This is a genomic window from Erwinia sp. 009765445, assembly GCF_058137865.1.
Window position 1 is genome coordinate 153,707 of the sequence record NZ_JBYUWC010000001.1, and the last position, 11,173, is coordinate 164,879.

Annotated in this window: 14 protein-coding genes; 5 read left to right on the top strand and 9 right to left on the bottom strand. The window is 53.4% G+C overall.

The genetic code is table 11. From position 1 onward, the window contains the following. Nucleotides 1-23 precede the first annotated feature (23 nt). Complete coding sequence (gene fadR / locus AC3Y5R_RS00650) at nt 24-746, bottom strand: fatty acid metabolism transcriptional regulator FadR (RefSeq protein WP_489919703.1); 723 nt, start codon at nt 744-746, stop codon at nt 24-26. Between the two features lie 321 nt (nt 747-1,067). Between fadR and dsbB the strand changes: the two genes are divergently transcribed. Together dsbB and AC3Y5R_RS00660 are read left to right on the top strand one after the other, a co-directional pair. Then, nucleotides 1,068-1,598: a disulfide bond formation protein DsbB gene (gene dsbB / locus AC3Y5R_RS00655; RefSeq protein WP_158784893.1), complete on the top strand. Its 531-nt coding sequence runs from the start codon at nt 1,068-1,070 to the stop codon at nt 1,596-1,598. A gap of 64 nt (nt 1,599-1,662) precedes the next feature. Next, complete coding sequence (locus tag AC3Y5R_RS00660) at nt 1,663-1,809, top strand: hypothetical protein (protein ID WP_489919704.1); 147 nt, start codon at nt 1,663-1,665, stop codon at nt 1,807-1,809. A 130-nt stretch (nt 1,810-1,939) separates the two neighbouring features. Here the strand turns inward: AC3Y5R_RS00660 and ycgN are convergent, their stop codons facing one another. From ycgN to AC3Y5R_RS00680, 4 genes are all read right to left on the bottom strand, one after another. Further along, nucleotides 1,940-2,380, bottom strand: a complete 441-nt coding sequence (gene ycgN / locus AC3Y5R_RS00665; protein ID WP_158784892.1) for a cysteine cluster protein YcgN — start codon at nt 2,378-2,380, stop codon at nt 1,940-1,942. Between the two features lie 63 nt (nt 2,381-2,443). Continuing rightward, nucleotides 2,444-3,103 carry a fumarylacetoacetate hydrolase family protein gene (locus AC3Y5R_RS00670; protein WP_489919705.1) on the bottom strand — a complete coding sequence of 220 codons (660 nt, stop codon included), beginning with the start codon at nt 3,101-3,103 and terminating at the stop codon, nt 2,444-2,446. Between the two features lie 68 nt (nt 3,104-3,171). Beyond that, nucleotides 3,172-4,260 (bottom strand): lytic murein transglycosylase, encoded by a 1,089-nt coding sequence (locus AC3Y5R_RS00675; RefSeq protein WP_489919706.1) that lies wholly within the window; start codon nt 4,258-4,260, stop codon nt 3,172-3,174. A gap of 89 nt (nt 4,261-4,349) precedes the next feature. After that, nucleotides 4,350-4,625 (bottom strand): YcgL domain-containing protein, encoded by a 276-nt coding sequence (locus tag AC3Y5R_RS00680; protein ID WP_158784890.1) that lies wholly within the window; start codon nt 4,623-4,625, stop codon nt 4,350-4,352. 158 nt (nt 4,626-4,783) lie between these two features. Here AC3Y5R_RS00680 and minC point away from each other — a divergent pair, with 158 nt between their 5' ends. The 3 genes from minC to minE are packed head-to-tail and all read left to right on the top strand — an operon-like array spanning nt 4,784 to nt 6,604. Continuing rightward, nucleotides 4,784-5,476, top strand: a complete 693-nt coding sequence (gene minC, locus AC3Y5R_RS00685) for a septum site-determining protein MinC (RefSeq protein ID WP_489919707.1) — start codon at nt 4,784-4,786, stop codon at nt 5,474-5,476. A 42-nt stretch (nt 5,477-5,518) separates the two neighbouring features. Then, on the top strand, nt 5,519-6,331 hold the full coding sequence (minD, locus tag AC3Y5R_RS00690) for a septum site-determining protein MinD (protein ID WP_489919708.1): 813 nt from the start codon (nt 5,519-5,521) through the stop codon (nt 6,329-6,331). 3 nt (nt 6,332-6,334) lie between these two features. Further along, nucleotides 6,335-6,604, top strand: a complete 270-nt coding sequence (gene minE / locus AC3Y5R_RS00695; protein WP_158784887.1) for a cell division topological specificity factor MinE — start codon at nt 6,335-6,337, stop codon at nt 6,602-6,604. Nucleotides 6,605-6,657: 53 nt separating this feature from the next. Here the strand turns inward: minE and rnd are convergent, their stop codons facing one another. The 4 genes from rnd to tsaB form a co-directional block, all read right to left on the bottom strand. Further along, a complete protein-coding gene (gene rnd / locus AC3Y5R_RS00700) occupies nt 6,658-7,764 on the bottom strand; it encodes a ribonuclease D (RefSeq protein WP_489919917.1) in 1,107 nt (368 codons plus the stop codon). Between the two features lie 106 nt (nt 7,765-7,870). Beyond that, nucleotides 7,871-9,553, bottom strand: coding sequence for a long-chain-fatty-acid--CoA ligase FadD (gene fadD / locus AC3Y5R_RS00705; protein ID WP_489919709.1), 1,683 nt, complete (start codon nt 9,551-9,553; stop codon nt 7,871-7,873). A gap of 210 nt (nt 9,554-9,763) precedes the next feature. After that, nucleotides 9,764-10,363, bottom strand: coding sequence for a Slp family lipoprotein (locus AC3Y5R_RS00710; protein ID WP_158784885.1), 600 nt, complete (start codon nt 10,361-10,363; stop codon nt 9,764-9,766). A 56-nt stretch (nt 10,364-10,419) separates the two neighbouring features. Continuing rightward, nucleotides 10,420-11,121 carry a tRNA (adenosine(37)-N6)-threonylcarbamoyltransferase complex dimerization subunit type 1 TsaB gene (gene tsaB, locus AC3Y5R_RS00715; protein WP_489919710.1) on the bottom strand — a complete coding sequence of 234 codons (702 nt, stop codon included), beginning with the start codon at nt 11,119-11,121 and terminating at the stop codon, nt 10,420-10,422. Nucleotides 11,122-11,173 lie beyond the last annotated feature (52 nt).

An 11,173-nucleotide genomic window follows, 5' to 3' on the forward strand; every position in this document is an offset into this window, starting at 1 on the left:
GCCGGTGAAAACCGGCTTTTTCTTTAGCGTCGCTGCTGTGGCGACAAATCCGTTGGCATGCTGTTCTGCATCCCGTGCCAGATTTCTCCGCTGCGCCGTCCGTAGTCACGAACCGCGTCCACGATTTTGTCAAACTGTTCGTTCTGGCAGATGTTCAGCAGTTGCTGGTAGAAATCACGTGCCAGCTGGCGGGCTTCCGGGTTAGAGAAATAGTGGCGACCCACGCGGGTATAGAGCCCCTTCAGCCCGTTCAGAATCAGACCGTAAATCGGATTGCCGGAAGCAAACGCCAATCCGCGGAAGATGCTGTAATCCAGATCGGTATAGGCTTCCGCTTTATCTTCCACGCCCTGCGCAGTAGCCAGCACTTCTTTTGCCTTATCCGGATAGGTGCGTATCGCCCGGCGGATAAAGATGGAGGAGATATTGGTCCGCACGGACAGCAGGTTATCGATCAGTTGCGGCACGCTGTCATGATCCAGCCGGGCAAGCGTTTCCAGAATACTGAGACCAGATGTTTCCCAAAAATCATTCACCCGCGTCGGCTTACCATGCTGAATGGTCAGCCAGCCATCGCGGGCCAGACGCTGTAACACTTCGCGCAACGTGGTTCGGGTGACGCCAATCAGTTCTGAAAGCTCGCGCTCTGCAGGCAGAATGGACCCAGGTGGAAAGCGGCTGTTCCAGATGCTTTCAATAATATACTCTTCAGCGAAACCGGCAGGGCTCTGCGCCTTAATAACCATAGCGTTTTGTTTCCGTTGCGTTCAGGGCTGCAAAAATTCAGCTCATCATACCAGACGCCCCCGGCATCACATAGACCAACCCATCAGTCAAAATCACTTTCGCCCCGCAAATTTCTAAAAAATTTAAGGCTTTCACCCTTACTGTAGCCCGCCACAAGTTTTATGCTCACGCCGGACAACATCAGAGACTGGAGAAACACATTTCATTACAAGTCATATAGGCTGATGCCATTTTCAGACCTAAATTTTATGCCTATCTGGCTGGCACAGCGACACTTTTAGTTTACACTGCCGGTTCAACGCCCATTACATGGATTGACTATGTTGCGATATTTGAATAGCTGTTCACGCGGCCGCGGAGCCTGGCTGCTACTGGCCCTGACGGCTTTTGTGCTGGAGATGGTTGCGCTCTATTTCCAGCACGTGATGCTGCTGAAACCTTGCGTGATGTGTATTTATGAGCGCTGTGCGCTGTTTGGCGTGATGGGTGCGGGTCTGGTGGGCGCAATCGCCCCGAAAACCCCGCTGCGCTGGGTAGCGATCCTGCTGTGGCTGTACAGCGCCATTGAAGGTTTGCGCCTCTCCTGGGAACACACCATGATCCAGCTGCATCCCAGCCCGTTCGTCACCTGTGATTTTGCCGCTCGCTTCCCGGGCTGGCTGCCACTGGATAAATGGCTGCCGTCGGTATTTGTGGCAAGCGGTGACTGCGCAGAAAAACAATGGTCACTGTTCACGCTGGGAATGCCGCAGTGGCTGATTGTCATTTTTGCCGTATTCCTGGTTGTCGGGCTGCTGGTGCTGATTGGACAATTCTTCAAACCGAAAAAACGCGATCTGTTTTCGCGCTAACTCTGGAAGGACGACGATCCCGCGACTAAGCTGAAGTTACGCATAATTCAATGATGGGATCGTCATGAAAAATCTCGCTTTTATACTGGCCCTTGCCTTTTCTTCCGCCGCCCTGTCGAGTTGTGCCTGGCAGAATGATGATCTGCACAGCGCGCCGCCTGCGCCACCAGGCGGCAGTGGACCGGTCGGCCAGCCACAGGCTGGCGGCTGATTCAGCAAGCTAAATACGGCGAATGAAAACCGTAAAAAAAGCGTTATCCATGACCAACGGTAAAGCCGTCATGGATAACGCTTTTTTTGTCTTTATAAGCCATCTGTAATCTCAGACAAGCTGCGATTTTTCAGCGATGGGGCCGGTTGATAATATGGTCTTCCCAGTCACGCACTTCACTTTCCCGCACTGCAATATGCCTGACAGAGATACGCTCGGCGTGCATAGCCGCCTTGGAACCTGTACGCAGCGGGTGCCAGACGGGCAGGTTTTTGCCTTCAGCCAGCACGCGATAGGCGCAACTGGGCGGCAGCCAGGAGAAGGTCGGCAGGTTTTCGCGCGTTAACTTGATGCAGTCTTCTTCATAGTCAAAACGGCGCTCATAGTTACGGCACTGGCAGGTTTTAATATTGAGCTGGTTACAGGCCACGTTGGTGAAATAGATTTCATCCGTGTCGGCGTCCTGCAGCTTGTTCAGACAGCACTGGCCACACCCATCACACAAGGATTCCCATTCCTCATCACTCATTTGTTCCAGCGTTTTCCGCTGCCAGAAAGGGGTATCAGTCATGTTGGTGTCCCATTTAAGTAAAAGCCCGCACCTTATAAACAGTTCGGGCTTCAGATGCAAGTCTTACAGGACGCGGGTGGCCACACCATGTCCGCCCAGCGACACTTCAAGCTTATCGCCAGAGGCCATCGGACCCACGCCTTCCGGTGTGCCAGTCAGGATAATGTCGCCCGCGCGCAGAGTGAAGAATTTACTCATATAGGCAATCAGCGGCAGTATTTTATGGATCATATCTTCCGTACTGCCGTGCTGGCGCACTTCGCCATTCACCACCAATTTCAGATCAACGTTTTGCGGATCGGCGTCAAATTCGCTGGCCGGAATAAAACCGGAAACAGGACAGGAACTGTCAAAGCCTTTGGCCTTTTCCCACGGCTGACCAGCGTTTTTACAGCCAGCCTGCACGTCACGCAGTGTCAGATCCAGCGCCACACCATACCCGGCAATGGCTTTGGCAACATGCTCTTCAGAGGCGTGCTTCAGCGTGGAACCAATCAGCACGGCCAGCTCCACTTCGTGGTGAACCGCGCCCAAGTCTTTTGGGATTGACAGCGGCTGGCGGATATCGCACAGCGCCGTTTCCGGCTTGATAAATAATACTGGCTCAGAAGGCGTCGCGCTGCCCATCTCTTTAATGTGCTTTGCGTAGTTACTGCCGACACAAACTACTTTGCTCACCGGATAATCCAACAACGCGCCCTGCCAGTTATGATGCTGATACATACTGTTCCCCCTGCCTGTGTTGAGAGAGGATGCCTGAAGAGACATCGTTCCGTTACTGTTAGCCTGTATTATTGTGCAATAGCGTCGGCCATCATGCCGATACTGATGGCGAAATAATAAGATCGATTCCAGTGCATGATGGTGCGGAAATTGTCATAAACCATGAATGCACGACCTGGCACATCATCCGGGGTAATAATCCACGCACGCTGGCTGGTCTCTGGCAATGCTGCATCGCTGTTCATGCGAACACCCAGCTTCTGCCATTCCCCTACTGTTTTGGCCTGCGCGTCTTTCAGCCCCGCCAGTTCCGGTACAAAGTCTGCCGGCAGGATCGCTTCCCTGCCCCAGCTCTGTCCTGGTTTCCAGCCCTCTTTCGCCAGATAGTTGGCGGTCGAAGCAAACACATCGTCGACGTTAGTCCAGATATCGATTTTACCGTCGCCGTCGCCATCAGCACCGTACCGCAAGAACGAACTCGGCATAAACTGATTCTGCCCCATCGCTCCGGCCCACGAGCCTTTCATCTGATCCGCTGTGATATGCTGTTGCTGAATAATTTGCAGCGAGGCCATCAGCTCTCTGGTAAAGAAGGCTTCGCGACGCCCCTCAAAGGCCAGCGTGGACAGCGCGGATACCACATCTTCCTTACCCTGAATATTGCCGAAGCTGCTCTCCATTGCCCAGAGGGCAACGATATATTGCGACTGCACGCCATACCGCTGACTGACCGGCATCAGTTCACCCTGATAGCGCTGCGCATTATCCCGGGCCTGCTGGATTTTCCACTGAGGCAGCACGCGAGTCAGGTAGTCGCTGAGCGTCACCTTCTTCTCTAACTGGTTGCGGTCCGAAGAGATGACATGATCGACAAAATGCACATTACTGAAGGCTGCATCAATGGTTTGCTGATCGATACCCTGCTGTCGGGCCTGCTGTTTAAGCTGCTCAACATAGCCCGGAAACTCTGCCGGATCGCGCCCTTGAGCATCCAGTGTGGTTTTGCCTGCCGGTTGTAGAAAACCGCCCTGAGTAGCAGGCTTGGCGGCTGATTGGGCAGAAGCTGACGCTTGTGGCGCAGGGGCGGCGCTGTTTTTGCTGGCGCATCCTGCAAGGATCAGGGAGAAAATAAGGGTGTTGAGGGATGAAAGCTTCATGCGGCATCCTTTTTTGATGAATCTCCGCCACAATTAAAATCCAGCTTTGTGAGCCTGCAGCGGAGATATATTTTGCAGACGAATCCTAATTAATTCTTTTTATCTTTTTCCAGATGGCTCTTGAGCAGATTTTCCAGCGGAGGAGGAACCTGTAAATAATAGCCCTGCTCTTCAAGTGAAGCCTTCACTTTTGCCAGGTCAGCATTGACGAGGCGCTTGCTGCCGTCGAGCGGCAACATCATCGCCAGCTGTGGTTTACCGAATCCCTGCATCAGTTCAGCAGGAACACGTGAGAAATCGTCTTTTTTTTCAACATACAGATATGTCTGGTCACGTTTGGAGCTTCTGTAGATCACACAAAACATATTTTTTACTCGAATTAACCTGGATGGTGACTTGCCTGAATATAGCAGTAACTATAACATGCTTGCAGAACTTCGGAATATTGTCTCAACGCGATTAAATGTCGGCCTGACTGGCATAATTTAGCGGGGAGATGAAATAACAGGACTGAGCGGGACAGATGTCACAAACGCCAATCGAGTTAAAAGGCAGCAGTTTTACTCTGTCTGTTGTTCATTTACACCACAGCGATCCGGAAGTGGTCAGTCTGGCGCTGCAGGATAAGGTTAGCCAAGCCCCAGCCTTCCTGAAAAATGCGCCCGTTGTGCTGAACGTGGCTTCCCTGACCAGTGAAGTCAACTGGCGGCTGATGCAGCAGGCCGTGACTTCCGCCGGGCTGCATATTGTTGGCGTCAGCGGGTGTAAAGATGAGTCACTGAAGCGCGTGATTGGCCGGGCAGGTTTGCCGCTGCTGTCAGAGGGCAAAGAGCAGAAAAAAGCCGTTGAAGTGGTCGAACCCGTCAAATCTGTTGAAACGCCTGCGTTCAAAACGCGAGTGATCAACACTCCCGTCCGCTCCGGCCAGCAGATTTATGCCAAAAACAGTGATTTGATCGTTACCAGCAGCGTCAGCGCCGGTGCCGAACTGATTGCCGATGGCAATATTCATATTTACGGCATGATGCGCGGCCGGGCTCTGGCCGGTGCCAGTGGCGACCGCGAGTGCCAGATTTTTTGTACCAGCTTGTCAGCGGAGTTGGTCTCCATTGCCGGTGAGTACTGGATCATGGACCAAATCCCTGCTGAATTTTTTGGAAAAGCGTCGCGTCTTTGCTTAAAAGACGGCGTCCTGACTATACAGACACTGAACTGAGCCAGGCTCATGAGCCCTTTCTTTTCTTAAGGAAATTATTTTATGGCACGCATTATTGTAGTTACATCGGGTAAAGGAGGCGTGGGCAAGACCACGTCCAGCGCGGCCATCGCTACCGGTTTAGCCCAGAAAGGTAAAAAAACCGTGGTGATCGATTTTGATATCGGTCTGCGTAACCTCGATTTAATCATGGGCTGTGAGCGCCGCGTGGTATATGACTTCGTCAACGTCATTCAGGGTGATGCCACGCTGAACCAGGCGCTGATTAAAGATAAGCGCACCGAAAACCTCTACATTCTTCCTGCGTCACAGACCCGTGATAAAGATGCACTGACCCGTGACGGGGTGGAGAAAGTGCTGAACAACCTCGGCACCATGGATTTCGATTTTATCGTCTGTGACTCTCCGGCAGGGATCGAAACCGGTGCGCTGATGGCGCTGTATTTCGCTGATGAAGCGATCATCACCACCAACCCGGAAGTCTCTTCCGTACGTGACTCCGACCGTATTCTCGGCATTCTGTCTTCCAAATCCCGTCGTGCGGAAAATGGACAGGACCCGATCAAAGAGCACCTGCTGCTGACCCGTTACAACCCGGGCCGGGTTAACCGTGGCGATATGCTGAGCATGGAAGACGTACTGGAAATCCTGCGCATTCCTCTGGCCGGTGTCATCCCGGAAGATCAGTCAGTGCTGCGTGCCTCTAACCAGGGTGAGCCTGTTATCCTGGACGCAGAATCAGATGCGGGTAAAGCCTATGCTGATACCGTTGACCGTATTCTCGGTGAAGAACGTCCCTTCCGCTTCATTGAAGAAGAGAAGAAGGGTTTCCTGAAACGCCTGTTTGGGGGATAAACCATGGCCTTACTTGATTTCTTTTTATCCCGTAAAAAGAGCACAGCCAATATAGCCAAGGAACGGCTGCAGATCATTGTGGCAGAACGCAGGAGGGGCGACAGTGAGCCCCATTATCTGCCACAGCTGAAAAGGGATATTCTGGAAGTCATCTGCAAATACGTGAAGATTGACCCTGAGATGCTCAGCGTGAAGCTGGATCAGAAGGACGACGACATTTCAATTCTGGAGCTGAACGTCACGCTTCCGGAAGCGGAAGAAGCACCGAAATGATCCACTTCTTCTCCTGATTTTCCCCTGCTTTTATGCAGGGGAAAGTTGTTTCCTCAGTCTTTCAGGATCTCCGCGATCCCGTCACGCAGCAGTTCGCCCCGCCAGCCATCCAGCAGTTCCGGTTTTCTGTCACGCGGCTTCAGCTGCCAGTGCCAGTTCAGCAACTGGTTAATCTGCCGGCGCGAAGCGAGTAATTCCTGACTGACACCGTTTTTCTCCGCAACGACCGCCATCAGCGCTTTCATCGATTTGAAAATTTGTTTATAGCCCGGATAGTCGACCAGATTCGCCACCGGCTGCGGCAGCTCGCTTTCATCCAGTTCACTGGCTCTGGCAACCATCGCCACCAACGCTTTACCGTGGAAGCGGATTTCCTGACCTGCCAGACCAAGATGATCAAGCTCACCCAGCGAGCCGGGCATAAAGCGCGCAACTTTCCACAGGTTCTCTTCGCGGACCACAAAATTCACCGCCATGTCTTTCTCGCGAGCCAGCTCAAGCCGCCACGCAGCCATCAGGCGCAGGGCAGCAAGCTGACGAGGGCGCAGCTGCCAGGCATTGGTAATATCACGCCAGGCCTCCTGGGGATCGACAACGATCTGACGACGCTGGCACAGCAGTCCGCACTCATTCAGCGCGGCATCATTTTTGCCAGAGGCTTCCGCTTCAGCCATCAGCTTTTGAGCAATCGGCAGCAGGTAATAAACATCGGCCGCTGCATACTGGCATTGCTTTTCAGTCAGTGGACGCGCCAGCCAGTCAGTACGGGATTCACTTTTATCCAGTGCAATACCGGTGAATGACTCAACGATTGTCGCAAACCCGCAGGAGAGTGGACGACCGGTGAAGGCAGCCAGAATCTGGGTATCGATCATCGGTGTTGGCAGCACGCCATATTCATGCAGGAATACTTCAAGATCTTCACTGCCCGCATGCAGAAACTTGATCACGCCGGTGTCGATCAGCAGATCGTGGAACGGCCCCCACTCGGTAATGGACAGCGGATCGATCAGCGAGATAGTCTCGCCGTCATAGAGCTGGATCAGCCCAAGGCCGGGATAATAGGTTCGGGTACGGACAAATTCGGTATCCAGCGCCACTGCGGGTACCTGGCGGGCAGCCTGACAAAGTACAGCCAGCGCCTCGTTGGTGGTTATCATGGTGTAATTCAAAGTGATCCTTACGCTGTGGCGTCTTGCGCCTCAGTCAATCAATAAAAACGCCGGCTTAACCGGCGTCTTAAACATTCAACGTGAACAGAAGCTGTTAACTGGCTTTGGCCCTTTTCATTGCTTCATCACGCAATTCGCGTCGCAAAATCTTCCCGACGTTAGTTTTCGGTAGCTCTTCCCGGAACTCAACAAGTCTGGGGATTTTATACCCGGTCAGATGTTTCTTACAGTGGGCAATCAGCTCTTCTTTGGTCAGCGAGTCATCTTTTTTCACCACGCAAACCTTCACCGTCTCCCCTGATACCTCATTAGGCACGCCAATGGCAGCAGCTTCACGCACTTTCGGGTGGAGCATCAGCACATCTTCAATTTCATTCGGGTAGACGTTAAAACCGGACACCAGGATCATGTCCTTTTTACGGTCAACAATGCGGATGAAGCCTTCATGGTCAACGGTAACAATATCGCCGCTGTGAAGCCATCCATTTTTCAGCACTTCATCCGTCGCATCTGGCCGTTGCCAGTAGCCCAGCATCACCTGCGGCCCTTTGATGCACAGCTCACCCGGTTCGCCTTCGGCCACTTCGTCACCCTGATCGTTCACCAGCCTGATATCGGTAGACGGGACCGGCAGACCAATGCTGCCGCTGTGGTAGCGAATATCATAAGGGTTAACCGAAACCAGCGGTGAACACTCTGTCAGGCCATAGCCCTCCAGTAGATAATGGCCGGTCAGTTTTTCCCAACGTTCGGCGACGGCTTTCTGGACTGACATCCCGCCCCCCGCCGACAGGCTGAGGCTGGAAAAATCCAGCTGCTGGAAATCTTTATCATTGAGCAGCGCGTTGAACAGCGTATTCACGCCGGTAATTGCCGTGAAGCGGACTTTTGACAGCTCCTTCACCAGACCGGGTATATCGCGTGGGTTGGTGATCAGCAGGTTGGCCCCGCCCAGATCGATAAACAGCAGGCAGTTCACCGTCAGCGCAAAAATATGATACAGCGGCAGCGCGGTTACCACCGTCTCTTTGCCATCCTTCAGCAGTGAACCGTAGGTCGCTTTGGTCTGTTCCAGATTGGCCTGCATATTGCGGTGGGTAAGCATCGCACCTTTGGCAACGCCGGTGGTGCCGCCAGTGTATTGCAGGAAAGCTAAATCATCATTGACGATTTCAGGCCGCACATATTGCATCCGGTAGCCTTTCTGCAGCGCGCTGCGGAACGAGATGGCATCCGGCAGATGATATTTCGGCACCAGCCGCTTAATATATTTCACCACGAAGTTCACCAGCGTGGCTTTCGCCGGGGAGAGCTGATCGCCCAGACGGGTCAGGATAACGTGTTTCACCTGCGTTTTGGCGACGACTTTTTCCAGCGTGTGAGCGAAATTGGAGACGATGACAATCGCGCTGGCACCGCTGTCATTAAGCTGGTGCTCCAGCTCACGCGGCGTATAAAGCGGATTTACGTTCACCACAATCATCCCGGCCCGCAGAATACCAAACAGGGCAATCGGGTATTGCAGCAGGTTTGGCATCATCAGCGCCACGCGGTCGCCCTTCTTCAGTCCCAGCCCTTGCTGCAGATAAGCAGCGAAGGCACGACTGCGCTCTTCCAGCTTACGAAATGTCATCGCCTGCCCCATATTGATGAAGGCTGGCTGATCGGCGTAGCGTTTAGCCGCCTGCTCAAACAGATCGATAAGGGACGTATAGCGGTCAGCACTGATCTCTGCCGGTACGTCAGCCGGATAACGGTTTAACCAGACCTTATTCAAGGAAACACCTCGGAAATTATTATTCGTTGTCATCGCAAGCCCGTCCGAACGCCTTAATTAACATTATTTTAACTCAGCGTACCAGTTAGCTCATTTCTCTGTTTCGAGGTTGCGAAGCCCATCACTAAATTTATCTCATCCTGAGACAACCAATAAAAAACGACCCGGCAACTGAGGTGCAGCCGCCGGGTCGCTAAAGAGTAAAACCTGTTATTCCGTCAGGATCGTCTGTACCTGAGCCGGTCCCTGATTATAGAAACCATAACCCGGAGCGGGTCCCCAGTAGCCACCACGATGACGGCCCGGAGGCGGACCATACCAAATCCACGGATCGATGGGCTGAGGTGGCGTGACTATCTGCTGGGTCAGGTGCCAGCGCTGATAACCAGTAACATTGACCGTAATAAAGTTATAGGTCGCCTGACCCACTTCACCTTTTTCGGTGCCTTTTATCGGCCCGACTACGGTGACCATCTGATTATTAAAATCAACCGGATCGACAAATCCGTTAATGTCCGCATAAATACGGCCAATCGACGGGCTTCCTAATACCGGCCTGGCAGTGTCATCAAGGCGCATGGCGGCAATTTCCAGCCGGGTCATGCCGTTTTTATTGGTGACCTTTACCACCCGCCCACCGAAGCGCGACTCCTGCCCGACATAGATCTGCGGCGCGTTAAGCACACGCACCAAATCCTGCTGTGGTGTCGGTGAAGTGCCCCGCACTGAATCCGGTACGCTGACACAACCCGCCAGCAAAGCCGAGGCCAAAACTAAACTTCCTAACTGCAATAAAACACGTTTACGCATAAAGTTCTCCCAGTCCTGTTAGCTTGGACTTCACCGCCACTGTTTAGTTGCTGCGGTTACTCGCGTCCCGGCAATTTTTTCCATGCCACTTCATTGCGCAAATAGGTTGGTTCGGCGTTTTCAACCGCCACCGCTTTGCCTTCTGCCAGAGCAGCCACCGCCAGCGGGATCATGTCTTCCGCGCACGGCAGCTCAACTTCTGTCGGCTGAAGCGCCAGCGAGCCCGAAGCAGCCAGCTGCGGATAAGCCTTCCAGCCAGTCCCCACCAGCGCCCACTCGCCGCCCAGTTGTTCCATACGTTGCTGTGCCGCTTCCGGCTTCAGCACCGCTTCCGTGTCTTCGCCCTGCCAGTTGCCTTTTTCGTCACGCTGATATTCGGCCCAGTAGACCTCTCCCATTCGTGCATCAATGGCTGCCAGCACGCGGGTCGCTCCTGTCAGTCGCCAGGCGCTCTGCGCCATGGTTTGCAGCGTTGACACACCCACCACCGGCAGCGCCGCACCCAGTGCCAGCCCCTGAGCAATACCGATGCCGATGCGAACGCCGGTAAAACTGCCCGGGCCCTGACCAAAAGCTAAGGCGTCCAGATCGGTTAAGGCTGTCTGCCGCTGCTGCAAAATATTCCGGACCAGTGGCAGGATGCGCTGCGTATGTTCGCGCGCACAAAGCTCGAAGTGAGCCGTTACCTGATCATCTTTCAGCAGAGCAACTGAACAGGCTTCTGTCGCCGTATCAATAGCCAAAATTCGCGTGGACATACTTACCTCTGGCGGGATAAAAATTTCGGCGCGCAGCATAGCATACTGCGCG